Annotated in this window: 20 protein-coding genes and 1 riboswitch; of the genes, 7 read left to right on the top strand and 13 right to left on the bottom strand. The window is 62.1% G+C overall.

Annotation, left to right across the window (positions count from 1 at the left end):
- Positions 1 to 17 precede the first annotated feature (17 nt).
- The 6 genes from P0D68_RS14300 to P0D68_RS14275 form a co-directional block, all read right to left on the bottom strand.
- A complete protein-coding gene (locus P0D68_RS14300; protein ID WP_408296804.1) occupies positions 18 to 1,508 on the bottom strand; it encodes an efflux transporter outer membrane subunit in 1,491 nt (496 codons plus the stop codon).
- A complete protein-coding gene (locus P0D68_RS14295) occupies positions 1,501 to 2,715 on the bottom strand; it encodes an efflux RND transporter periplasmic adaptor subunit (protein ID WP_408296807.1) in 1,215 nt (404 codons plus the stop codon). Before P0D68_RS14295 ends, P0D68_RS14300 begins: the two co-directional genes overlap by 8 nt.
- Positions 2,705 to 5,950, bottom strand: a complete 3,246-nt coding sequence (locus tag P0D68_RS14290) for an efflux RND transporter permease subunit (protein ID WP_408296810.1) — start codon at positions 5,948 to 5,950, stop codon at positions 2,705 to 2,707. The genes P0D68_RS14295 and P0D68_RS14290 overlap by 11 nt, the downstream gene beginning before the upstream one ends.
- A gap of 243 nt (positions 5,951 to 6,193) precedes the next feature.
- Entirely contained in the window at positions 6,194 to 6,868 is a 675-nt protein-coding gene (locus tag P0D68_RS14285; protein ID WP_091795272.1) for a response regulator transcription factor, read from the bottom strand.
- A 16-nt stretch (positions 6,869 to 6,884) separates the two neighbouring features.
- Positions 6,885 to 7,808, bottom strand: coding sequence for a LysR family transcriptional regulator (locus P0D68_RS14280; protein WP_408468566.1), 924 nt, complete (start codon positions 7,806 to 7,808; stop codon positions 6,885 to 6,887).
- A gap of 319 nt (positions 7,809 to 8,127) precedes the next feature.
- Complete coding sequence (locus P0D68_RS14275; RefSeq protein WP_408186124.1) at positions 8,128 to 8,502, bottom strand: hypothetical protein; 375 nt, start codon at positions 8,500 to 8,502, stop codon at positions 8,128 to 8,130.
- Positions 8,503 to 9,252: 750 nt separating this feature from the next.
- On the opposite strand from P0D68_RS14275, the gene P0D68_RS14270 reads away from it, so the two are divergent.
- Positions 9,253 to 10,248 carry a GlxA family transcriptional regulator gene (locus P0D68_RS14270; RefSeq protein ID WP_091795262.1) on the top strand — a complete coding sequence of 332 codons (996 nt, stop codon included), beginning with the start codon at positions 9,253 to 9,255 and terminating at the stop codon, positions 10,246 to 10,248.
- A gap of 108 nt (positions 10,249 to 10,356) precedes the next feature.
- Positions 10,357 to 10,908: a dTDP-4-dehydrorhamnose 3,5-epimerase gene (gene rfbC, locus P0D68_RS14265; RefSeq protein WP_091795259.1), complete on the top strand. Its 552-nt coding sequence runs from the start codon at positions 10,357 to 10,359 to the stop codon at positions 10,906 to 10,908.
- Positions 10,909 to 10,955: 47 nt separating this feature from the next.
- Here rfbC and P0D68_RS14260 read toward each other — a convergent pair whose 3' ends face one another.
- Positions 10,956 to 11,846 carry an EamA family transporter gene (locus P0D68_RS14260; protein WP_408296818.1) on the bottom strand — a complete coding sequence of 297 codons (891 nt, stop codon included), beginning with the start codon at positions 11,844 to 11,846 and terminating at the stop codon, positions 10,956 to 10,958.
- Between the two features lie 102 nt (positions 11,847 to 11,948).
- On the opposite strand from P0D68_RS14260, the gene P0D68_RS14255 reads away from it, so the two are divergent.
- Together P0D68_RS14255 and P0D68_RS14250 are read left to right on the top strand one after the other, a co-directional pair.
- Positions 11,949 to 12,854 carry a LysR substrate-binding domain-containing protein gene (locus tag P0D68_RS14255; RefSeq protein WP_408186122.1) on the top strand — a complete coding sequence of 302 codons (906 nt, stop codon included), beginning with the start codon at positions 11,949 to 11,951 and terminating at the stop codon, positions 12,852 to 12,854.
- Between the two features lie 104 nt (positions 12,855 to 12,958).
- Positions 12,959 to 13,588: a GNAT family N-acetyltransferase gene (locus tag P0D68_RS14250; RefSeq protein ID WP_408296822.1), complete on the top strand. Its 630-nt coding sequence runs from the start codon at positions 12,959 to 12,961 to the stop codon at positions 13,586 to 13,588.
- Positions 13,589 to 13,685: 97 nt separating this feature from the next.
- Here the strand turns inward: P0D68_RS14250 and P0D68_RS14245 are convergent, their stop codons facing one another.
- The 5 genes from P0D68_RS14245 to P0D68_RS14225 form a co-directional block, all read right to left on the bottom strand.
- On the bottom strand, positions 13,686 to 14,453 hold the full coding sequence (locus P0D68_RS14245; protein ID WP_408296825.1) for an ABC transporter ATP-binding protein: 768 nt from the start codon (positions 14,451 to 14,453) through the stop codon (positions 13,686 to 13,688).
- A complete protein-coding gene (locus P0D68_RS14240) occupies positions 14,450 to 15,316 on the bottom strand; it encodes an ABC transporter permease (protein ID WP_408296828.1) in 867 nt (288 codons plus the stop codon). Before P0D68_RS14240 ends, P0D68_RS14245 begins: the two co-directional genes overlap by 4 nt.
- 54 nt (positions 15,317 to 15,370) lie before the next feature.
- Positions 15,371 to 16,423, bottom strand: a complete 1,053-nt coding sequence (locus P0D68_RS14235; RefSeq protein ID WP_408468562.1) for an aliphatic sulfonate ABC transporter substrate-binding protein — start codon at positions 16,421 to 16,423, stop codon at positions 15,371 to 15,373.
- A 266-nt stretch (positions 16,424 to 16,689) separates the two neighbouring features.
- Positions 16,690 to 16,851, bottom strand: a complete 162-nt coding sequence (locus tag P0D68_RS14230) for a DUF1328 domain-containing protein (RefSeq protein WP_091795242.1) — start codon at positions 16,849 to 16,851, stop codon at positions 16,690 to 16,692.
- 239 nt (positions 16,852 to 17,090) lie between these two features.
- Positions 17,091 to 18,050: a LysR family transcriptional regulator gene (locus P0D68_RS14225; protein WP_091795239.1), complete on the bottom strand. Its 960-nt coding sequence runs from the start codon at positions 18,048 to 18,050 to the stop codon at positions 17,091 to 17,093.
- A gap of 130 nt (positions 18,051 to 18,180) precedes the next feature.
- Between P0D68_RS14225 and P0D68_RS14220 the strand changes: the two genes are divergently transcribed.
- The 3 genes from P0D68_RS14220 to P0D68_RS14210 all read left to right on the top strand — a co-directional run bounded on the left by P0D68_RS14220 (position 18,181) and on the right by P0D68_RS14210 (position 21,408).
- Entirely contained in the window at positions 18,181 to 19,347 is a 1,167-nt protein-coding gene (locus tag P0D68_RS14220; RefSeq protein WP_408186582.1) for a mandelate racemase/muconate lactonizing enzyme family protein, read from the top strand.
- A 163-nt stretch (positions 19,348 to 19,510) separates the two neighbouring features.
- On the top strand, positions 19,511 to 20,866 hold the full coding sequence (gene dctA / locus P0D68_RS14215) for a C4-dicarboxylate transporter DctA (RefSeq protein WP_408296836.1): 1,356 nt from the start codon (positions 19,511 to 19,513) through the stop codon (positions 20,864 to 20,866).
- A 248-nt stretch (positions 20,867 to 21,114) separates the two neighbouring features.
- Positions 21,115 to 21,408, top strand: a complete 294-nt coding sequence (locus tag P0D68_RS14210; protein ID WP_408186580.1) for a GYD domain-containing protein — start codon at positions 21,115 to 21,117, stop codon at positions 21,406 to 21,408.
- Between the two features lie 166 nt (positions 21,409 to 21,574).
- On the opposite strand, the gene P0D68_RS14205 is transcribed toward P0D68_RS14210, so the two are convergent.
- Positions 21,575 to 22,453 carry a spherulation-specific family 4 protein gene (locus tag P0D68_RS14205; RefSeq protein WP_408296839.1) on the bottom strand — a complete coding sequence of 293 codons (879 nt, stop codon included), beginning with the start codon at positions 22,451 to 22,453 and terminating at the stop codon, positions 21,575 to 21,577.
- Positions 22,454 to 22,509: 56 nt separating this feature from the next.
- Positions 22,510 to 22,589, bottom strand: a riboswitch (cyclic di-GMP riboswitch).
- Between the last annotated feature and the right edge of the window lie 184 nt (positions 22,590 to 22,773).

The raw sequence follows: 22,773 nt of genomic DNA, 5'->3' as shown, positions 1-22,773 counted from the left end.
ATGCGCTGTTGCTCGCGTCAACTCGTGGCGTCGGCAACGCTTACCCTGGCAGCCTGCACTCGCGCTTGCGTTGCCCCATTGTCATGCGGGCTTTTGGCGCCCTCGGTCGACCAGCCGCCGCCCAATGCTTCGATCAGCCGCACGGAAGCCTGCAAACGCCGCGTATCGAGGTTCAGCGCGGCGATCTGCGTGTTGAGTTCGGTGGTCTGCGCGGTCACCACGTCCAGATAGCTGACGACACCGTCCCGATAGCGCGACATTGAAAGCGTCAAGGTGCGTTGCGCTGCGATGAGCGCCGCGTTCTGTTGCGTGGCTTCGTCGCCGAGATGGTGCAGTTGCGCGAGGCTGTCTTCGACTTGCTGGAAAGCGAGCAGCACGGTGGCCTTGTACTTCGCGCCATTCTCCGCGAGCCTGGCGCGAGCCTGCTCGGTCATCGCGGCCCGGCGGCCACCGTCGAACAGCGTGAACACGAGGCTCGGCCCGACCGACCAGATTTCGTTTGGCGCCATGAGCCAGGGCGAGAGCGTGTCGCTCTGATAGCCGCCGTCGAGGCCGAGCGAAATATCCGGGAAAAACGCGGCTTTGGCGACGCCGATCTGCGCGTTCGCCTGGGCAACGCGTCGTTCGGCCGCGGCGATGTCGGGCCGCCGTTGCAGAAGCGCCGCCGGCACGCCGGTCGGAATGGACGGCAGGTAAGCCGAACCAGTCGCGGCGCCGAGCGTGAAGTTCGGTGCGGGTGCGCCAGTCAGGCTCGCGATGGCGTGTTCGTAGAGCGCGCGCCGCGCGGCGATGTCGTCGGCGGAAGCGCGCGCCGTGTCGAGTTGTGTCTGCGCGCGCGACACGTCGAGGTCCGACGCGATGCCGCCGGCGTGCCGGCTTAGGGTGAGCTTGAGAGCACGCTGATAAGTGTCGATCGTATCGCCGAGCAGTTGTTGTTGGGCGTCGAGTCCTCGCAAGTTGAAATAGGCACTCGCGAGGTTCGCCTGCAGGCTGAGGCGTACAGATTCCAGATCGGCCTCGCTGGCTTGCATCGCTGCGCGTCCGGCGGCAACTTCATTGCGAATTTTTCCCCACAGGTCGAGGTCGTAGCCGATGCCGACATCGACGGTATTGGCGCCGTACGCGGAAGGTTGTCCCGCGCCACGCAGCGGCCGGTTATCCGACTGGCGCTGACGTTCCACGGACGCTTCGGCGCCGATCGTCGGGAACAAACCCGACCGGGCTTGCGCGAGGTAGGCCGTGGCTTCGTCGTGGCGCGCCATGGCCGCAGCCACGTCCGGATTGGCGGCCGCCACCTGTTCTTCGAGGCGGTCGAGCACGGGGTCGCGGTACACGCTCCACCATGCATTGCGCGGCACCCGGTCGGCGGGGCGAGCGAGTTGCCAGGGGCCGCTTTCCTTGAACCTCGCCGGGATGCTGGTCGCCGGCGTGTGATAGGTCGGCGCGAACGAGCAGCCGCTCAGCATCGCCGCGGCCGCCAGTGCCATGCATAGACGGCGTTTATCCATGGGTGCTCTCCGTCGCGCGCCGGCCCGCCAGGGCAGTGTCGCTCGTGCCGCTTGCGGTGCTCTGCAGGCGCACTTCATCACCCGACGCGATGGAGTCGGGCGGATTGTCGATCACGCGATCAGTGGCATTCAAACCCGATGCGATCTCCACATGCGTACCGAGATCGGTCGCGATCGATACGGGTTTGAGTAGGGCGCGATTGTCCTTGCCGACCACGGCGACCTGCAAACCGTTCTGCCGGAAGATCAACGAACTCGCCGGAATCGACAACGCGTGCGCATTGGCCGGCAAGGCGAAGTGCACCTCGGTGTACTCGCCGGGGATCAGGACGCCGTCGTGATTGTCGACCGCGAGCTGGACGAGCAGGGTGCCCGAAGAGGGCGTGATGGCGTCGTCCGTATCGACGAGCTTCGCATCGAATTTCACGCCCGGACGCTCAGGAACGGTCAGCGTGGCGTTCATGCCGGGCTGGATGGCGGCCGCTTCATCTTGCGGCACACTCACGTAGACGCGCAACCGGCGCGCGTCGGACACCGAGAACAACTCGGGCCCATTGCCGCCGCCCGCATTGATGAGCGCGCCGATGTCTGTCGTGCGGGCGGTGACGATTCCGTCGAACGGCGCCGTAATACGCTTGAAGGATTCGAGCGCTTCGAGGCGCCGCACGTTGGCCTCGTTGGCGGCGACGGTCGCCTGTTTGGCGACGAGATCGCTGGTCTTTTCATCCGCTTCCTGCTGCGAGACGGAGTCCTGCTGCAACATCTGCGTCCAGCGGCGCGCGGTGGACGCCGCGAGTTTTTCGTTGGCCACCGAGTTCTGCAAGTCGGCACGCGCCTGCTGCAATTGCTGATCGAGATCGGGTGTATCGATGTCGGCAAGCAACTGACCGGCTCTGACATGCGTGCCGATGTCCGCGTACCACGCATGCAGATAGCCCGACACGCGCGCATAGATCGGCGCGTTGACGAAGGCGGACAGGCGGCCTGGCAGTACCAGCGTCGGTGCGGCCAGATCGTGCTTCGGGGTATAGGCCACCACGGTGGGCACGGCTTGCTGGGCCGACCAGGTGGTCAGTTCCTGCTTCGCATGCACACGGCTGGCAATGCCGCTTGCCACGACGCCCGCCGCTGCCAGCAGCGCGACGATACCGGCGAGCTTCAGGTGACGCAGCCGTTTCGGCGAATTGATCTCGATCTCAGTGGACATGATGCACTCCGGGTTCGGAAGAAGAGGGGTCTGGAGAGGGGCGGTGAACCGCGGCGTCGCGCCGGTGCACGATGCTGAAAACGACGGGTACGAACAGCAGCGTGGCGAACGTTGCGCAAAGCAGGCCGCCGATCACGGCGCGGCCGAGCGGCGCGTTCTGTTCGCCGCCATCGCCGAGACCGAGCGCCATGGGCGCCATGCCGATGATCATCGCCAGCGCGGTCATCAGGACCGGGCGAAAGCGCGTGAAGCCCGCTTCCATGGCCGCGACGAGGGCATTGCCGTTAATGGCCAGCCGCTCACGCGCGAAGCTCACGACCAGAATGCTGTTGGCGGTCGCCACGCCCATGCAGAGAATCGCGCCGGTCAACGCAGGCACCGAGAGCGGCGTGTGCGTGGCGAACAACATCCACACAATGCCGGCCAGAGCCGCCGGCAATGCGGTGACGATCACGAACGCGTCGCTCCATGAATGGAAGTTCACGACGATCAGCAGATAGATCAGCACAATCGCGCCGACCAGACCTAGCGACAGACCGAGGAACGCGCTATTCATCGTCTGGACCTGGCCGCGCAGCGTGACGATGGAACCCTTGGGCACGTCGTTCGCGGTCGAACGCAGAATGTGCTGGATCTTCGCCGCCACGGCGCCGAGATCCTGACCTTGCGTTGTCGCGAACACGTCGTAGAGCGGTTCGATGTCGTAGTGCGAGACCACCGCATTGCCCACCCCGCGTGTAATCGTCGCAATGCCGCCGAGAATCTGCGCCTGGCCGCTCTTGCCCGTGACGGGCAGATTGTTCAGATTCGATAGAGACGTCATGCGATATTGCGGCGTCTGCGCGACGATCGGGTATGACACACCGTTCTTCGGATTGAGCCAGTACGTCGGCGATACCTGACTCGTGCCGGACAGGCTCGCCACCACGGAGTTGGTGACATCCTGTTCGGTAATGCCGAGCTGATCGGCGCGCGAACGATCCACGGAGACGGTGAATTGCGGATACGTCGACGCCTGTTGCATACGGGTATCGGCAATGCCGGGAATCATGCGCATGCGGCGCAGCACTTCGCTGGCGTACTGGTGATTGCCGGCCTGGTTCGGGCCCGCAACCTGCAGATCGATTGGCGCGGGTGCGCCGAAATTCAGAATCTGGCTGACGATATCGGCCGGCAGAAATGCAAACGTCGTGCCCGGGAACTGGCGTGGCAAGGTTTCACGCAACGCGCGCACGAAGTCCGCGGTGGGGCGATGATTTTCGTTCAGCGAAATCAGAATGTCGCCGTCTTGCGGGCCGATCGTGCCGCTATTGTTATAGGTCAGGTTGATGCCGCTGTTCGGCAAGCCGATGTTGTCGATGATGCTGCGCAACTGGTCTGGTGGAATGGCGCGGCGCACCGCGTTTTCGATCAGATCGAATTGCGCCGCGGTATCTTCGATCCGCGTGCCGACCGGCGCCCGCACGTGAATGGCGATTTCGCCGGAGTCGATGTCCGGGAAGAAATTGCGGCCGAGCCACGGCGCGAGCAGGAACGACGCTCCGACCACGATCAGAAAGCCCGTCACGAAGCGCTTACGATGGGTGAGCGCGAGGCCGAGCACGATCCGATAAACGCCGCGCACGCGTTCGAAGCGATGTTCGAAGCCGCGCTGGAAGCGCACCAGCGGATTTCGCGAGGGCGCCGCGTGGGCATCGCCGCCATGCGGGGCCATCGTCGCGGCCAGTTCGCCGGAAGCGTGGCCGCCCGACGCATGCGCGCGCAGCAGGTATTGCGCCATCATCGGCACGAAGGTGCGCGAAAGGATGAAGGACGCGATCATGGCGAAGATCACGGCCTCGGCCATCGGCACGAACAGGAAGCGCGCAATGCCATCGAGCAGCAGCATCGGCACGAACACGATGCAGATGCACAGCAGCGACACGAACGCGGGCGCGACGATCTGCGCGGCGCCGTCGAGAATCGCGCTCTTGACGTCCTTGCCTTGCTCCAGATGCCAATTGATGTTTTCGATCGTAACGGTGGCATCGTCGACCAGAATGCCGACGGCCAATGCAAGGCCGCCCAGCGTCATGACATTGAGCGTCTCGCCCATTGCCGCGAGTCCGGCAATCGCCGCCAGCACGGCAAGCGGGATCGATGCCGCGATGATCAGCGTGGAGCGCCAACTGCCGAGAAACAGCAGGATCATCAGCGAGGTGAGCGCGGCGGCGATCACGCCCTCGCGCGCCACACCGCTCACGGCGCCTTTCACGAAGGTCGATTGATCGCCCATCGTGACGAGTTTGAGTCCCGCTGGCAACGTGGCCTCGATACGCGGCAGTTGTGCCTTCACGCCGGAGATGATGTCCAGCGTGGAAGCGGAACCGTTCTTGAGGATGCTCATCAGGACCGCGCGGTGTCCGTCCACGCGCACCACGTTGCCTTGTGGTGGATAGCCGTCGCGCACGTGCGCCACGTCGCGGATATAGATCGTGGCGCCGTCCACCGTCTTGATCGGCAGCGCGTTCAGTTCGTCGAGCGCGAGCGGACTGTTGTTCAGTTTGATGTTGTATTCGAAGCGGCCGATCTTCTCGGTGCCCGCCGGAATGATCTGATTCTGCTGCGCGAGTGCGGTGGCAACGTCGTTTGCCGAAAGCTTCTTCGCCTGCAAGGCCTGCGGATCCAGATCGATCTGCACTTCACGCGTCTTGCCGCCGTACGGCGTCGGAATCGCTACGCCCGGTACGCTCAGCAATTGCGGGCGAATAAAATTGGTCGCGTAGTCGGCGAGTTTCTGTTCGTCGAGCGTATTGCTGGTCAGCGCCAGTTGCAGCACCGGCACGGTGGAAGCGTTGTAGTTCAGGATCTGTGGCGGCGTGGTGCCGGGCGGCATTTGCTTGAGCACGGTCTGCGAGACGGAAGTCACCTGCGCGGTGGCGGTGCGGATATCCACGGTCGGCTGGAAGAAGATCTTCACGATGCCGTAGCCGCGAAACGACTGCGACTCGATATGGGCGATGTCGTTGACGGTGGTGCCGAGCGTGCGTTCGTAATAGGTGACGATGCGCCCGGACATGTCGTCCGGTTGCAGGCCGGCGTAATTCCACACCACGCTGATCACGGGAATGCGGATGTCGGGAAAGATATCCGTCGGCGTGCGCAACGCGGCAAGCGGGCCGATCAACAGGATCAGCATCGCGAGCACGATGAACGTGTAGGGCCGGGTCAACGCTAACCGGACTATTTTCAACATCGAAGGCTGCTCCGTTCAGAGGCGCGATTGAATCTGCGCGGGAGTGTGGCAAGAGGACTCGCGCCGTTGGCGCGCTCCGGTAACGGCATTCTGGGGAGCGGGGCCTAACAGGCGCGGGCTAAACAAATGAAACTAGTTTTAGGAAGCGGCGTTTGACCGGCGATTGCCTCGATAGGCCTGCGCAAACGGCATTAGCGCTGCATGCAGCGCTAATGCCTGTCTGTGAAAACGGGAAGGTGTCGGTCAGCCGAACAGATAACCTGAGCCGCGAATCGTGCGAATCAACGGGCGCTCGCCGGGCATTTCGACTTTCTTGCGCAAACGCCCCACGTGCACGTCGATCAGGTTGGTGCCCGGGTCGAAGCGGCAACCCCATACGGCTTCGAAAATCATCGTGCGGGTGAGCACCTGGCCGGTGTGGCGCATCATGAATTCGAGTACACGGAATTCAGTGGGTTGCAGATCGAGTTCGCGCTGGCGGTGGGTGACTTTGCGGCGTACCAGGTCCAGCTCCAGCGCGCCGTTGCGCAGCATGGTTTCAGCTTTCGCATGACGTGGGCGCCGCCGCAACAGCACCTCGACGCGCGCGAACATTTCCTCGGGCGAGAAAGGCTTGGTCAGATAGTCGTCGCCGCCGGCTCGCAGGCCCTGTATGCGCTGATCGACATCGGACATCGCGCTCATCACCAGCACGGGCGTTTCCATGCCCACGCCGCGCATGGTCGCGACGATCGTCAAGCCGTCGAGATCGGGCAGCATGCGATCGAGCGTCACGACGTCGTAGTCGCCCGCCATTGCTTTGGCCATGCCTTCCCGGCCCGTGCGCGCCACATCGACGGAAAAGCCGCTCGCGCTGAGCGTGCGAACGATGTCGTGAGCGATCAATTCGTCGTCTTCAATCGTCAATATTCTCGGCATGATGCGCGGACCCGATTCAGGCGACCGCGCGCAGGGCGACCGGGCGGTCCGGCGCGCGATACTGGCCGACCGCGAAGTCGATGAAGGTGCGCACGCGCATCGAAAGGTAATTACGGCCGGAGTAGAGAATCGACACGTGGCGCGAGCCGCCGTTGATCTCGAACTGTTCGAGCACGGGAATCAACGCGCCGCGCGCGAGATCGTCCGCGATGATCGGCATGGGCAGCAACGCAATGCCCATGTGGTTGAGCGTAGCCACACGCACCATCGCGCTGCTGGTGGCGGTGAGCGCACTGCCGGTGCTGACGCGATAGATGCCGTCGGCATCCGCGAACTCCCAGGCTCGCGACGAACCGTCGGACACGGTCAGCAGACCGTGCCGGTTCAGCGCCGCCGGATCGCGAGGCGTGCCGTTGCGTGCGAGATAGGTGGGCGAGGCGACGGTGACTTCGTCGACGTTGGTGAGTGTGCGGCTGACCAGGCTGGAATTGGCGAGGCGCCGGTCGTCGGAGAAGCACACATCGAAGCCGCCCTCCACGAGATCGATGTGCGTATCGAACGTGGTCACGTCGAAGTCCACGCGTGGATGCAGCGCGCGGTAAGCGGCGAGCAGCGCGCCCAGCCCCGTGGTGGCGAAGGTCATTGGCGTGGCGATCCGTAATGTGCCTTGGGGGTCGCGCGTGGTTTCAAGCAGACTGGATTCCATTTCGTCGAGCTTTTCGATGATCGCGCGGCAACCGTCCAGATATTCGCGCCCCACGTCCGTCAGCGAAAGACTGCGCGTGGTGCGGTTCAGCAAGCGCATGTTCAGATGCGCTTCCAGGGTGCCGACGCTGCGCGTGACCGCCGCCGCGGACATACCTAACTGTCTCGCCGCGAGATTGAAGCTGGCGAGATCGACTACCCGAATGAAGACACGCATCGCTTGTAGCTGGTTCATGTTGGAACGGTAGAGAAGGGCGATGGACGCATCATCGGCGATGGTGGATAAATCCGCGCTGCTAGGTGCATTAAGTCTTTTTTAATTTCGTGCAATGTTCATGAACTGCGTGCGCGGACTGCTTCCGGTTCCGGAAATAAAGATCAGCAAAACTAAGCAAGGAGAAAGCGCGCGGACGAGGCCGCGCTTATGGAAGAGGCTTGAATGAAAGTGACGGCAGCCGGGGTGCGTCCGAAGTGGGGGGCTGCATGGCGCGGTGCGCGCGTGATCTGAAACGCAGTGCTGCGCGACGCGCAACAAACCCCCGCGCGCGGATGCTTCAGTTGAGCATGCCGTGGGTTGCCAGCGAGTCTTCCAGGTGGCGCGTGAGCGCGTGATGCAATTTGGCGAGGTTTTCGGCTGGCAGCGCGAAACCGGCCCAGCCGAGACCGGAATGACGCAGGAACAGCACTGCGCCGTCGTGCAGCGGATGCTTTTCGGTGTGCCAGCACGGGTCGATCTCGATCACATACTGGTGGGTGCGCAACGGCTCCGTGGGCACTTCCGGGCGCATGGCGGCGCGCAAGACGCCGAGGTGTTCGATCACCGCGTCCAGATCGGCCGCCTCGAGCAGTACGACGCCGCCTTCGACGGCGATGCGAACCGCGTTCTGACCATATTCGTTGACTCTTTCAATGCTCATGGGGCGCGACATGTCCTGGCTCCTTGTGCAACTATCACGGTGCAGGAATTATGTCGCGGCCATGCCGGGGAAATCCTTAAAGTGTGCGATCCGTGGATGAAACTTTGTTTAAGGAACGTGCGCACCGCACCGGCCCTGCGTCCGCCAGAGTTCCGACCGCCGCGCGCTGCAAATATCGATTAAGTCATACTTTTAACCGACCCGATGTTTCAATATAGAAACATTTTTAGTCGTTCGGGAAATGCGCTGAAAAACCTTAAATCGAAGTTGAACGGATAAATAACGACCGGTTGCATCGAGGTGGCCGTTAAATTCCCGATTTGCGAATGAAGGTGCTATGGAACGGTCATTATCTGCGAGGTTTGGATTTCAGGTTTGAAACACTTTTGAATGTGGCTGCGACATACGTAAGTCACAAAACAGCTTGCTTGACAGGGGCATGAGCGATACGCCACGATGACCGAAAAGGTCGTCTGGTAGCCACTTCCGGCGCTGGAGCCAAAGTTCAGTGCCGCAGCGATTGGCAGCGGATCCGATACGACCAGCGTGCCTCATATCAAACAGGCGATAACTGTTTTCTTCATACATTCCGTTTTTCGATAGTATTTGTTTTTCAAATTTACTATAGCGAGGGGTTCGGCTAACATCACGCTTAATCCGTTAAGTGGCGTTGTCCGAAATCTTCCTCGTCATAATCATTCCGTTCATATCGGCCGCTAACGGGATCGGGGTCCACAATGTACGACAGCCTGGGGAAATATCATGCCGCACATGCACCTTGATACTGCGAGGATCACCTGGCTGCATACGCCGACACTGAGCGCGCGTAATGCGACGCGGCGAATCGGCGTGTTGCTTTTCGACGGCTTCTGGCTTTTGGGGCCGGGCACGGTGGTGGAGATGTTCCAGACCGCCAATGAACTCACCGCTTCACGCGCTGGCGAAGAACAGCCTTACGAAGTGCAATTCCTTTCAATGGACGGCGGCAGCGTCGCCAGCTCCTCTTCGGCGCGCATCTGGACTGACCGGATCGACGCGCGTTTCGGCAGCGGCTTCGACGTACTGTTTATCGCCGGTGGCTACGGTGCGCATGTGGCGGCGCGCGACGAGCGCGTGCTTGGCTGGCTGCGCGCGGTGCAATCGCGCACTCGCGCGATCGAAACGATCGGTGAAGGTCGGCTCGTTCTGGAAGCGGCCTGCCCGTCGGATCACGACGGACCGCAGGTGAACCGCTATCTGAACAGCGTGACCAACGACTCCGCACTGAGCGCATCGAATGATCGGCATGACTGTGCGCGCAGCGCGCTCATGTTCATCAAGCGTGACCTTGGCGCCGAACTCGCCCGCAGCGTCGCCGACCGTGTGATGCCCGGCATGGCCGCCACCTGGGTGCCGTTGCCGGCTGAAGGTGGCACGCTCAGCGTGGCCGAAAAAATCCGTGCCGCGGCGCGGTGGATGGAGGCGAATTGCGACCGTCCGGTTTCGGTGGCGGACGCCGCGCAGGTGGCGGCGATGAGCGAGCGCAATTTTCTGCGGCGTTTCAAGCACGAAATGCAGGTCACCCCGTCGGACTATCTGTTGCAGATACGCCTGCGCATTGCCTGCAACTTCCTGACCGAGACCGAATTACCGGTCGACAAGATCGCGCGCCGCAGTGGTACGGGTAATGGCGATCGTCTGGCGAAAATCTTCCGCAAGCGCATGGCGTTATCTCCAACGGAATATCGCGCCCGCAGCCGCGTCGTGACGCAGGCGTAGTGTTGGTGAATGCGGCTGCGCCATTAGCCGCGCGCCTTATGCGAATTGGACGCGGCCGTCATGACGGCCGCGTTTTCGCCGGTCTAGCTTCTTACGAGTACAGCGGCAATGGGCAACAAGGTGATCGCGACGGCATTGCCGGAGGTCAAGCTCATCGAGCCCGAGGTGTTTTGCGACGAATTCGGCTTCTGCTTCGAGAGCTTTAGCGAGGACGAGTTTAACTGTGACGTCTCGCAAGCTTTCCAGTTTGTGCAGGACCGGCATTCGAGCGCGGTGCATGGCGTATTGCGCGGGCTGCACTATCAGGTGCAGCGTCCTCAAGGGCGGCTCATGCGGGTCGTCGTGGGCGAAGTGTTCGGCGTCGCCGTGGACGTACGGCTCAATTCGCCGAATTTCGGCAAGTGGTGCGGGGCGCATCTGAGCGCGGCCAACCACCGGCAGATCTGGGTGCCGCCGGGCTTTGCGCACGGTTTCGTGGTGCTGTCCGACGTCGCCGAGTGTTTGTGGAAGACCACGGAATACTGGTTTCCCGAACTGGAGCGCTGCATCCTGTGGCGCGATCCCGACATTGGCATTGAGTGGCCAATCGATTTCGAGCCGATCCTCGGCGCGAAGGATGCCGCGGGCCGGCGTCTCTACGAAGCGGAAAACATCGCCTGAGCGCAGCGCGGAGTGCAGCCGCGCGTGCCGCTGTCCTGCGCTTCCGATCAGCGGCTTGCGACCACGGCGCCGACACTTGCAGTGACCACCAGCAGCGAACCCGCGATCTGCAATACCCCCATCGCCTGATTCAGCACGACGAAGCCCGCTAACGCGCCGATTGCCGGTTCGACACTCATCAGGATCCCGAATGAACCGGCCGGCATGTGCCGCAATGCCACCATTTCGAGCGCATACGGCAGCAGCGGGACCAGTAGCGCGAGGCCCGCCGTCGCCGCGACCTGGGCGCCCGCGACGTGCAGCCCGCTTTGCGCCAGTCCGAACGGCGTGGCCACGAGCGCGGCGGCGATCAGCGACACCGACAGTCCTTCGAGTCCCGCGAACAGGGTGCCGGTCTTTTTCATCAACACGATATAGCTGCCCCAGCCGAGCGCCGCGGCGCACGCGAGCAGCACGCCGAGCGGTTCGCCGATCCAGCCGGCGCGATCGCGCGAAAGCAGTATCACACCGGCAATCGCCAGCGCGGGCCACAGCAATGCCCGCGCGCGGCGCACCGCGAAGGTCGCCACTGCGAGCGGCCCGAGAAAGTCGATCGCGACGGCAAGCCCTAGCGGAATGCGCTGGAGCGCCGTGAAGAAGCACAACGTCATGCCGGCCATCGCCGCGCCGAGCGCGCCGGCGGCCATCCAGTGCGAACGCGAGTAGCTTCTGAAGCGCGGGCGCACCAGCAGCGCGAGCACCAGCGCCGCCCAGCACAGGCGCAGCCACGTGGTGCTGAGCGAACCGTATGCGGCCATCGTCGGTGCGGAGAGGGCGGCGCCGAATTGCACGCTCGACATCGACAGCACGCACAGCAACGCCGCCCCGGCGGCGGCGCGGGCCGGCTTCACGTCGTTCTGCGAGGAATTCAGCGGGGATTGAATAGTCGTGTCCTGCATGGTCGTCGGTGTGCCGCTCGATGGAATCTGTTGACCCTATCTTATCGGTGCGTGCGGTATTAAGATAAGTTGATATTTCTTATGCCGACTTCAAGAACTTTTATGACCCGAGATCTCGACAGCAGCCTGCTGCGCGCCTTTGTCACCGTGGCTGAGACGGGCGCGGTGGGTGTGGCGGCGGCGCGGCTCGCGCGTACCCAGGCAGCGGTGAGCATGCAGTTGCGCCGGCTCGAAGAAGAACTGGGGCAGCGTTTGCTCGACCGCTCGCCGCGCGGCGTGCAACTCACCGAAGCCGGGCATCTGTTGCTGCCCTATGCTCACACGATCCTCGGCGCGGGTGCCGACGCGCGCCGCGCGTTGGGCGCCGGGCAAGTGTCCGGCACCGTGCGGCTCGGTATGCTGGAGGACATCGCGGTCGGCCGTTTGCCGCGGGCATTGCGGCGTTTTTCGATCGCATACCCGCAAGTGGCGCTGGAAATCGTGGTCGACAGCAGTGCGGCATTGTCGAACCGGCTCGCGGACGGCAGCCTCGACGTGGTGGTCGGCGATCCCGCGCTGGTCGACGCCGCGCCGCTTCTTACGTGGACGCAGCCCCTCTTCTGGGTCGGCGCGCGCGGCTTTGGCCGCGACGCGCGGGCGCCGTTGCCGGTGGTGGCATTCGGCGACGCGTGTCTGTGGCAGCAGCAGGTGCTGACGGCGCTACGGCGCGCGGGGATCGCGTGGCGCATCGTGTGCACGAGCACCAGCTTGCCGGCCGTGCAATCCGCCGTCGAAGCCGGGCTTGGCGTATCGGTGCTGCTCGACGGCAACATCCGTTCGGAATCGATGCGCGTGCTGGGCCAGGCTGAGGGTTTGCCCGATGCGCCCACGGCGGACTTCGGGCTCTTCATGCGGGAGGTTTCCGGCGCGCAGGCGGCGGCCGTGCAGACTTTGCAAACGTTCCTCTGCGAGGAATTGCATCTCGGCTTGCGCGAAGGCGAGCCGCAGCTTGCGTCGGCTGTGGGCTAGTGCCGCATCCGGTGCTCCCATGTGAGTTTTTACGACATTTTTTCTTGAGACGCACCCACTCGAAATCTACACTTCGGGCATCCTGATACCGCGAGGTGCTCAACGTGAAGCGACGTGCAACGACGCAACAATCCGTTCGTATCGATTACGTGTGTCACGGCGTGGGCCGTGTCGAATTGCGCCGCTTCGATCCGGCGCGCGATTCGTTCGTTGCGCTGACGGCAATGTTGCATCGCGCCTTCACGCCGCTCGGCGCGATGGGCCTCAATTGCACTTGCGTCGATCAGACCGTCGAGACGACACGCCTGCGCGCAACGCGCGGCGATTGCTATGTGGCGGTATGCGCCGGACGCATCGTGGGTACGATGACGCTCTATGCCCCGGACCGTGAGTCGGCCTGCGAGCTTTACCGTCGCGACGATATCGCCAGCTTGCGGCAGTTCGCGGTCGAGCCGGTGTGGCAGGCGCGCGGGATCGGCACCTTGCTGATCGCATTCGCCGACCATTGGGCCGCGACGCGAGGTTATGCCGAGCTTGCGCTCGATACGCCGCAACCGGCCGCGCATCTGATCGCGTTTTACCGTGGCCAGGGGTTTCGTATCGTCGATTTCGTGCGCTTCGACGGCAAGCGTTACGACAGCGCGATCCTGAGCAAGCCGCCGGTGGCGACGCGCACGCTCGCCAACTGGTCGCATCGATTGAGCGCGCGAGCGCAGATTGCGCGAGCGGCGTGAACACTGGGACGCGCCGAGCGTGAGTCAATGGCTGGCGAGGCGCAGCTCACAACGATCTAAATGTATCGGCGCGATGAATCGTCAATTTGATCGGGCTTTAATCGTCGACTGTCAGCCCACTGTGCGCGATTCCTTCGAGCAAATCATCGCGCAGCGCGTCCAGCGCAGGATCGCGCAAGTTTCGAGGGCGCGGCGCAGCGATGTGGATCTCACGCGCGATGCGGCTCGGGCGCCCATCTCCAGGCGGCGACAGCAACAGCACGCGGTCAGAAAGATAAAGCGCTTCGTCGAGATCGTGCGTGACCAGCAGCGCGGCTGTCCTGTGTGCGTGCGTCAACGAAAGCAGGACGTGTTGCAAGCGTGAGCGCGTGATCGCGTCGACGGCGCTGAACGGCTCGTCGAGCAGCAGCAGGTCGGGCTCCGCGAACAGGCCGCGCGCCAGCGCCACGCGTTGCGCCATGCCGCCCGACAGCCGCTTGGGCAGCGCATCGCGAATGCCTGGCAAGCCGACCTCGGCGAGCAGCGCATCGACGCGTGGATCGTGTCCCTGTCGCGGTCCGGCGGCGAACGCGATATTGTCGGCAACGCTTAGCCACGGCAGCAGCCGGGGCTCCTGAAAGATCACGCCGATCTTCCCGGAAGGTCCGCGCTGCGGTTGCTTCTCGAGCAGCACCGAACCGGCGGTGTCCCGATCGAGGCCTGCAATCGCGCGCAGCAGCGTGCTTTTTCCACATCCGCTGGGGCCGACCAGACTGACGATCTCACCGCGAGCCACTTCAAACGATACCTGTTCGAACACCGTGCGTTGCCCGAAGCGCCGGGTTAGCCCGCGCACTTCGAGCATGGGGGCGGGAGCGTGGCTCATTGTGCGTCTCCCGGCCCATTGCGTGCGTCGCGCCAGGACAGCATGCGCGTCTCGATCGCCTTGAAGGCCCCGTCGCTCAGTTTGCCGAGCAGCGCGAGCAGCAGGATCGCGCCGAAAACGAGATCCGGCCGGCCGGTCTCGCGCCCGTCGCTCAGCAGATAGCCGAGTCCGCGTGTCGCGGCGATCAGCTCCGCGGCGACCATGAACATCCACGCAAGGCTCAGGCCGGTACGCAAGCCCGTGAAAATCTGCGGCATCGACGCGGGCAGGAGGATGCGTGTGAACAGCGCGCGTCGCGTCAGCCGGTTGACTTCACCGAACTCGATCAGCTTGCGGTCGACGCCCTGTATGCCGGCCACGACGCCAAGCTGCACCGGAAAGAATGCGCCGATCGCGATCAGCGTGATTTTGGGGGCTTCGTCGATACCCATCCAGAGCAAAAGGATCGGCACCCAGGCGAGCGAAGGAATCGCGCGCAGCGCCTGAAACGCGGGGTCGAGCAGTGCATCGACGCGGCGACTCAGCCCCATGGCCGCGCCGATCAGCAATGCGAACGCGGAGCCGAGCGCAAAGCCTGCACACACGCGCGCGACGCTCGCGCCGACATGCCGCGCGAGGCGTGTGCCGCCGAGTTCCCACAGCGTTTCTACGATAGAACTCGGCGCGGGCACGAGATGCGCCGGCAACACGGACGACCGGACCAGCGCTTCGATCGCTGCGAGAAACAGAACCGGCAGCGCAAGCCCGGCATAGCGCCACGGGCGCAACGGGTCGCGGGTGCGCTGATCCAGCACTGGCTCGTTCGCGGACAGCCGTTGCGACGCGCGGCTCGCAAGCGCGAGCGTCTCTTCAGTGGCGGCCATGGTTGCCACCGCCGGTGCATGCACTGACTGCTTGGGAGATTCGTATTGAGCGCATTATTTCGCGTTGGTGTTAGCGGACGCGATGACGGGTTGGGCGATTTTCGGATCGATCAACGCGTCGATGACCTGGTTGAGATCCGTGCCGCTCTTCACCAGTTGCTCATCGACGAGAATCGGCGCCGCGGCTTTGAGCGCGGCGATCTGCTGCGCGCCGGGCTGCGGGTGGCTGAAGTCGTTACGGCTGAGTTGCAGCTTCGCGACCGCGAGCGACACCTTCGATTCTTCGGAGACGATCTTCGCCGTGTCGTCGGGATGCGCGGCGATCCACACGCGCGCCTTCTCATACACCTTCAGCACGCGGGCGAGCGCGTCCCCATGCTCGCGGATGAAGTCCTCGCGCGCGTTCAGGAAGCCCCACGTATTGAAGTCGACGTTCCGGTACAAGAGGCGCGCGCCGTCGTCCACCTGCGCGGCGGCCATGTGCGGATCGAGACCGGCCCATGCGTCGACCTGTCCATTGGTAAGGGCGGTGCGTCCATCCGGATGCTGGAGATTCACGAGTTCGACGTCGTCGCGCGACAGTCCCGCCGTATGCAGCGCGCGCAACGTGAAGAGGAACGGGTCGGTGCCCTTGGTTGCGGCGATCTTCTTGCCTTTCAGGTCGGCGAGACTCTTGATGGGCGAGTCCTTGCGTACGACGAGCGCGGTCCACTCGGGGCGCGAAAAAATATAGACGGCGCGGATCGGATTGCCGTTCGCCTTGCCGAGAACGGCGGCCAGACCCGCCGTCGAGCCGATATCGATCGCGCCGCTGTTCAGATACTCGAGCGCGCGGTTGCTGCCGAGGCTGAGCACCCATTTGACCGGGGTATGGTCGGCGGCGAACTCCTGTTCCAGCCAGCCGTTGCGCTTGATGACGAGGCTTTCCGGCGAGTAATACGCGTAGTCGAGCTTCAGTTCGGCAAGCGGCGCAGCCTGCGTGCTGCCAACGAAGCACAGCGCGAGCGCGGCCGCTGCTGTCGTCATGAACTTGCGCAGAACGCGCGCGCGGCGAGCGGGCGATTGGTGTGCCGCAGCGAAGAATGCAAAACCCCGAACCAGTGCCATTGATTGTCCTTGTGATCGATCTTGATCTGGACGTTCAATGTAGCGAAAGCGCTCACGCAAGCGAACCAATTAAAGTTCAGAATCAAAGCAGTTCTGGCGCTATTGCAGAGCAGGGGGGCGGCGGGCGGAGCAAGGAGGGAAGAAATCCAGGGAAGAACCCCGGCACGGGCAGCAATAATTGCAATACCGTGTGGCAAGTATTGCAACGTAGTGCTGATTCTCGCGCCGGGATAGGGGTGTTTCCGCCTAAACGGACTAGGCGCTCATCAGCGTCGCATCACGCCCATCAGCAAGGTGACGAGGAAGATCACCACGAAGATGAAGAACAGGATCTTGGCGATTTCCGTCGCGCCTGCGGCAATGCCGCCAAAGCCGAATACTGCGGCGATGATTGCGATAATGAAGAAGATTGCAGCGTATCGAAGCATGGGGCCTCCCACCGGTGGATTGCTGGATTGATCATGAGAAACGGCGACTCGTTGTGGGCACTGCGTGCCTTGACGGGTTATTTGCCGGCGAGCGGAATAGAGCAATAGGTGTGCCCAGACCGGGCATCTCGTGCGTTGCCCTGGATCGCGGGTGGGTGCGTTGCGCGTTCGAGCCCATCATGCCTTCCGTGTGCCTCAGCCTTTCTGAAAGACAAAGTCACACCGCTGCGGCGCACGGCTCATGGCTTACGGCCTGTTTTCTTCTTTTGAGCGTAGATCAAAGCGCCAGTTTCGACGGGGATAAACGGCGCCTGAAAGTGATCGATCAGAAAGTCGATGAATGCGCGTGCGCGCGCGGTCTGGTTCCGCTGGCTGGGATAGTAGACAAACAGATCGGCCGACGGCAGTACCGTTTCCGGCAAGACGAGTTTTAATCTGCCGCTCTGAACGTACTTCGCCAGATCCCATTCGGAGCGGATCAATATGCCGTGCCCGTCGAGCGCCCACCGCAGCACGATATCGCCGTCATTGCTCGACAGCGCTCCTTTGACTTTCAGCGCTTCGGTGTGGTCGCCCTGCATATATCGCCAGACGCCATAGGCATCGTCGTTCTGCCGATGAATGATGCAACGGTGCCGAACGAGGTCCTCCACGCGTTCCGGTGTCCCAAAGCGTTCGAGGTATTTGGGCGAGGCGCAAAGAAAACGGCGATTGCTCATGATGCGCCGCGCGCTAAGCCGGCTGTCGGGAAGCTCGCCGAAGCGGATCGCCATGTCGAATGCTTCTTCCACGAGGTCGATGGGCCGGTCGGTGACTTCAAACTGAATTTCGACATTCGGAAAGCGCTTCGCGAAGTCAGACACGAGCGGCGCGATGGTCGTACGCCCGAAACCCAGCGTGGCATTGATCCGTAACAGGCCATGAGGGTCCGACCGAGTCCCGGATATCTCGTCTTCCATCTGCCGGATCTGCCCGACAATTTGCGCGGCATAGTGCAGATAGGTCTCGCCTTCCGGCGTCAGGCTGACGCTGCGCGTGGTTCTGTTGACCAGCCGCGCGCCCAGTTTCTGTTCGATCAGCCCCAGACGTTTGGTTGCCGCCGGCGGGGTGAGGTCGAGAGCGCGCGCCGCGCCCGACAGGCTTTTCAGTCTGGCAAGGAGGATGAAAAACTCGAAATCGGATGCCGGGTCAGTGGCCACTCTGGTTATTCGCCTAAAGTAAAAAATGAAATGAATTTAGGCGAATTCTAGCGCGGCGTTTCGCGGATAAGCTAGTTTCCATTGCAGCCTGACGCATGCAATACGTGCCCAAAACTCAGGAGACCCCGCGATGAGAATCGTTGAAATCCGCGAAAAAACCGTTCCGATCAGTTCCCCGATCCGCAATGCCTACATCGACTTCAGCAAGATGACGCTGAGCCTCGTCGCCGTGGTGACGGATGTCATGCGCGACGGAAAGCCGGTAGTCGGTTACGGCTTCAATTCCAATGGCCGCTATGGCCAGGGCAAGCTGATGCGCGAGCGCTTCATTCCGCGCATTCTCGAAGCCGATCCCACCACGCTCGTCAACGACGCCGGCGACAACCTCGATCCGCACAGGATCTGGGCCACCATGTTCCAGAATGAAAAGCCGGGCGGCCATGGCGAACGCTCGGTGGCGATCGGCACCATCGACATGGCAATCTGGGACGCGGTGGCGAAGATCGAAGGCAAGCCGCTGTTTCAGTTGCTGGCTGACCGCTACGGTAATGGGCAACCGGACCGCAAGATTTTCGTTTATGCGGCGGGCGGTTATTACTATCCCGGCCAGGACCATGGAAAGCTGAAAGACGAAATGCGCAGCTACATTGACCGGGGCTATACGGTCGTGAAGAAGAAAATCGGCGGTGCTTCGCTCGATGAAGATCTGCGCCGCATCGACTCGATTCTGAGCGTGCTGGGTGACGGACAGAAACTTGCTGTCGACGCCAATGGCCGCTTCGATCTCGACACGGCGATCCAGTACGCCAAAGCGCTCTCGCAATACGACCTGTTCTGGTACGAAGAACCGGGCGATCCGCTCGACTACGAATTGCAGGCCACGCTTCGCAATTACTACGACAAGCCCATGGCGACCGGCGAAGACCTGTTCTCGATGCAGGATGCTCGCAACCTCATTCGCTACGGCGGCATGCGTCCTGATCGTGACTGGCTGCAGTTCGATTGCGCGTTGAGCTATGGCCTCGTCGAATATCTGCGCACGCTCGATATGCTGCATCAGCACGGCTGGTCGCCGAGCCGCTGCATTCCGCACGGCGGACACCAGATGTCGTTGAACATCGCCGCCGGCCTCGGGCTGGGCGGCAACGAATCGTATCCGGACCTTTTCCAGCCCTACGGCGGTTTCCCGGACGGCGTGAAAGTGGACAACGGCTATATCACCATGCCCGATCTGCCGGGCATCGGCTTCGAAGGAAAGGCCGATCTCTTTGCCGAGATGCAAAAGCTGTCCGCATAAGTCATTAGCAACCCTACACGCCGGCACGTGTGTCGGCGTGGCGTTCACAAAAACAGACAAAGAGAACGCCGGAGAATTCGGTCCGTGCGCACCGCGGTGGTGGATGCCGCAGCGAGTGCTCACCCTGAATTTCATTAGAAGATGCCACGCATAGGAGACAGTCATGCGGGTTTCAAAGATTGGAAAATCGCTTTCCAGGCTCTACGTACAGGTCCTGATTGGCATTGTTGCCGGTGTGCTCGTCGGCCATTTCTACCCTGACATCGGTTCTCAACTCAAGCCACTGGGCGATCTGTTCATCAAACTGATCCGGATGCTGCTTGCGCCGATCATCTTCGCATCCGTTGTCGTCGGCATTGCCCGTATGAACGACCTTCATGAGGCCGGCCGCGTGGGCGTCAAGGCGCTCGTGTACTTCGAGGTTGCCTCGACGATTGCTCTTGCCGTTGGCCTCGTTGTCGTGAACGTCATCAAGCCGGGCAGCGGTATGAACATCGATCCCGCCCATATCGACAGTTCGTCGATTTCCACCTACACCCATGCGGCGCAACAGCACGGCATGCTCGAGTTCTTCATGAGCATCGTGCCGAACAGCGTTGTCGGCGCGTTTGCGAATGGCGATATCCTGCCGATCATTTTCTTTTCGCTGCTGTTCGCGATCGCTCTCGCCAAACTGGGTCCACGTACCGCGCCGTTCGTCGACATGCTCGACATGTTCCTTCAGGGCATGTTCGGCGTCGTGCGAATCGTGATGTATGTCGCGCCTGTCGGCGCGTTTGGCGGCATGGCATTTACCATCGCGAAGTACGGAATCGGCACGCTGGCATCGTTCGGTCAGTTGATGCTGTGCCTTTACCTGACCTCGATTTTCTTCGTGGTCGTCGTGCTTGGACTGGTCATGCGAATGAGCGGATTGTCGCTGTGGAAGTACCTCCGCTACATCAAGGACGAAATCTTCATTACGCTCGGTACGGCTTCGACCGAAGCAGTGCTGCCGCAGATGATGATCAAAATGGAGAAGCTGGGTTGTTCGCGCCCTGTGGTCGGGATGGTGCTGCCCACAGGCTATACGTTCAATGCCGACGGTACGGCGATTTACCTGACCATGGCTTCGATGTTCGTTGCGCAAGCGCTGAACATCCACCTGACGATCTGGGACCAGCTTCTGCTTCTCGGCGTGCTGCTGCTGACATCCAAAGGGTCGGCGGGCGTAGCGGGAGCCGGGTTCGTCGCACTGGCCGCCACGCTGGCCTCGATGCACAAGATCCCCGTGTCCGGACTGGTGCTGCTGTTAGGTGTCGACCGCTTTCTCAACGAGGCGCGAGCGGTCACGAACCTGATCGGCAACGGAGTGGCGACCATCGTGGTGGCGCGATGGGAAGGTGCGCTCGATATGCACCGCGCCCGCGCCATGCTCGACAGGGTCGACACGAGCCTCGATGCGCTGGAGTTACCCGCGCAGGCGCCGACGGATCGGGCGCCTCCAGATAACATCGTTATCCGGCCCCGCACGCATTGAATCGACCTCCGTGATCAACCGGCGCGACCTCGCGCCGGTGTATTCACCGGGCGTTGCATTCGCGTGTGAGGAATCGGCACGAGAGATGATTGTCGCGCGCATCACAGCAAACATCCGGTGGCGCGCGTTGCCATTACCTACACTTGGATTGCGCGCAGAACGTTTTCGCGCATCAACGGCGCAATAGCGTTCGCGATCCGACTTGCGCGTCTGAATCCCGTCTCGTGTCAATCGTAAGGGGAATCGTCATGGCGACGTATGTGGTACTTGCACAATTCACTGATCAGGGAATCCGTAACATCAAAAACAGCCCGCAGCGTGCGGGTCAAGCGGCGGAATTAGCCAAGACCTTTGGCTGTGAAATGAAAGAGATCTACTGGACGTTGGGCGAATATGACATTGTCACGCTGATCGAAGCACCGGACGAGCAAAGCTTTGTGTCATTCGGATACGCGCTGGGCTCGGCCGGCAACGTCCGCACACGAACGCTGCGCGCTTTTACGAAGGACGAGTGCAGCGCGATTATCGGCAAACTTCCATAAAACGCGCCCCCGCGCGCAACGCAAAAGCCCTGCAGACGAAAACCGTCGGCAGGGCAAAGCGCTCAACACATACAGTTCTCAACCGACGGACATTGAAACGAAACGCATCGCGCCCGCCGCGGCTAGCATCATGGCGGCATGAGTCATGCCGCCATGAGTTGACGCATCAAGGCTTGGCGGCGTCCGTCACCTCATCGTTCCAGTAGGGCGGCAGTGCCTTATACGGATTGCCACCGGACAGCGACGTCACATACACGCCGCCCGCGCCGTGCGCCTTCGCGTATTGCACGACGCCCGGCAGTTGCGCGGCGGTCGCGCCGTACACCATGTGCACGAAGCGGCTCTTCGGATAGGCGGCCTGCCAGCTCATCGGCTGGTATTTCGCGTAGCTCTTGGCGGTGCTCTCGAACACGACGAACTGGTCGGCCGTCGGCAGGCTCGCGTACAACTCAGGAATGTTGGTGCCCGGATTGGCCGTTACCGAATAGGTGGCGTTCAGCCCTTTGATGTAGTTGTAGATCGACTGGTAGAACTGGATGTGCGACATCTGGCTGTCGGACGTCATCTCGTCGATGAAGAAGCCGTCCACCTTATACAGCGCCACATAGGTGTTGATGTCGGTCACGACCGCCGACAGCGAGCGCTTGCCGTAAGACGTGGACACATAGCCCAGTACCTTGCCGCCCGCGGCGCGCAGTTTGGCGACGGCGGCGGCATAGTTCGGATCTTCCTTGACGCCGGGGCCGCTGTTCGGATTCAGAATGGCGGTGGTCGGCACTTTGCGCGCCGTGGTCGTGAGACTGTTCCAGTTCGCGACGCTACTGGTGGCGTTGAAGTAGGAGGGGACGACGACGCTGGTGGTTGTGGTGGTGGCCGCGAAGGCAGTGCCGTTCAGGCATCCCACTAATAGGCCCGCGATCAGTCCGGCCCGTTTCAAACATTTGCCGGTTCGGCCCAGGAGGCGGGTTTTCTCCGCCGATTCCGAAGCAGCAAATGCAAATGCAAATTCAACCGCAACCGCACCCATTCCCCGATTTTTTTGCATGTAGCCTCCTGACGCGGTCTTTTGAAACCGCTGTCGATTGGCCCGCCGTGGATACGGCGGGCAACTGGCAAACTCCCGCAGGGGAGTCCCTATAGTTTTGCGTCGCCGGATCGCTCCGGGTTTGCCCAACTGCGCTAACGGCATCCCTTCGGATTTCTTTAGGGCGCCGTTCGATTTTTTTTGCCGCGTTTGAAGCGAGAGGCGTGTGACCGATGTTCCGATATCGTTTTTGGGAATTTGCTTTTCGGTATTTTTGTACCACACGTGCGTTGTCCAAATCATTTAAATGAATCGAACGCTTTACGAAAAAGCACGCCAGT

This window comes from Paraburkholderia sp. RL17-380-BIE-A (assembly GCF_046028085.1).
Taxonomy (GTDB): Bacteria; Pseudomonadota; Gammaproteobacteria; order Burkholderiales; family Burkholderiaceae; genus Paraburkholderia.
This window is presented reverse-complemented; position numbering and strand designations above follow the sequence as displayed.

Excerpts from the sequence above, each read along its gene's own strand:
- P0D68_RS14280 (WP_408468566.1), bottom strand. The coding sequence starts at position 7,808 with ATGAACCAGCTACAAGCGATGCGTGTCTTCATTCGGGTAGTCGATCTC.
- P0D68_RS14270 (WP_091795262.1), top strand. The coding sequence starts at position 9,253 with ATGCCGCACATGCACCTTGATACTGCGAGGATCACCTGGCTGCATACG.
- P0D68_RS14255 (WP_408186122.1), top strand. The coding sequence starts at position 11,949 with ATGACCCGAGATCTCGACAGCAGCCTGCTGCGCGCCTTTGTCACCGTG.
- P0D68_RS14235 (WP_408468562.1), bottom strand. The coding sequence starts at position 16,423 with ATGGCACTGGTTCGGGGTTTTGCATTCTTCGCTGCGGCACACCAATCG.
- P0D68_RS14205 (WP_408296839.1), bottom strand. The coding sequence starts at position 22,453 with ATGCAAAAAAATCGGGGAATGGGTGCGGTTGCGGTTGAATTTGCATTT.
- P0D68_RS14275 (WP_408186124.1), bottom strand. The coding sequence starts at position 8,502 with ATGTCGCGCCCCATGAGCATTGAAAGAGTCAACGAATATGGTCAGAAC.
- P0D68_RS14295 (WP_408296807.1), bottom strand. The coding sequence starts at position 2,715 with ATGTCCACTGAGATCGAGATCAATTCGCCGAAACGGCTGCGTCACCTG.
- dctA (WP_408296836.1), top strand. The coding sequence starts at position 19,511 with ATGCGGGTTTCAAAGATTGGAAAATCGCTTTCCAGGCTCTACGTACAG.
- P0D68_RS14300 (WP_408296804.1), bottom strand. The coding sequence starts at position 1,508 with ATGGATAAACGCCGTCTATGCATGGCACTGGCGGCCGCGGCGATGCTG.
- P0D68_RS14260 (WP_408296818.1), bottom strand. The coding sequence starts at position 11,846 with ATGCAGGACACGACTATTCAATCCCCGCTGAATTCCTCGCAGAACGAC.
- P0D68_RS14245 (WP_408296825.1), bottom strand. The coding sequence starts at position 14,453 with ATGAGCCACGCTCCCGCCCCCATGCTCGAAGTGCGCGGGCTAACCCGG.
- P0D68_RS14220 (WP_408186582.1), top strand. The coding sequence starts at position 18,181 with ATGAGAATCGTTGAAATCCGCGAAAAAACCGTTCCGATCAGTTCCCCG.
- P0D68_RS14240 (WP_408296828.1), bottom strand. The coding sequence starts at position 15,316 with ATGGCCGCCACTGAAGAGACGCTCGCGCTTGCGAGCCGCGCGTCGCAA.
- P0D68_RS14230 (WP_091795242.1), bottom strand. The coding sequence starts at position 16,851 with ATGCTTCGATACGCTGCAATCTTCTTCATTATCGCAATCATCGCCGCA.
- P0D68_RS14210 (WP_408186580.1), top strand. The coding sequence starts at position 21,115 with ATGGCGACGTATGTGGTACTTGCACAATTCACTGATCAGGGAATCCGT.
- rfbC (WP_091795259.1), top strand. The coding sequence starts at position 10,357 with ATGGGCAACAAGGTGATCGCGACGGCATTGCCGGAGGTCAAGCTCATC.
- P0D68_RS14285 (WP_091795272.1), bottom strand. The coding sequence starts at position 6,868 with ATGCCGAGAATATTGACGATTGAAGACGACGAATTGATCGCTCACGAC.
- P0D68_RS14290 (WP_408296810.1), bottom strand. The coding sequence starts at position 5,950 with ATGTTGAAAATAGTCCGGTTAGCGTTGACCCGGCCCTACACGTTCATC.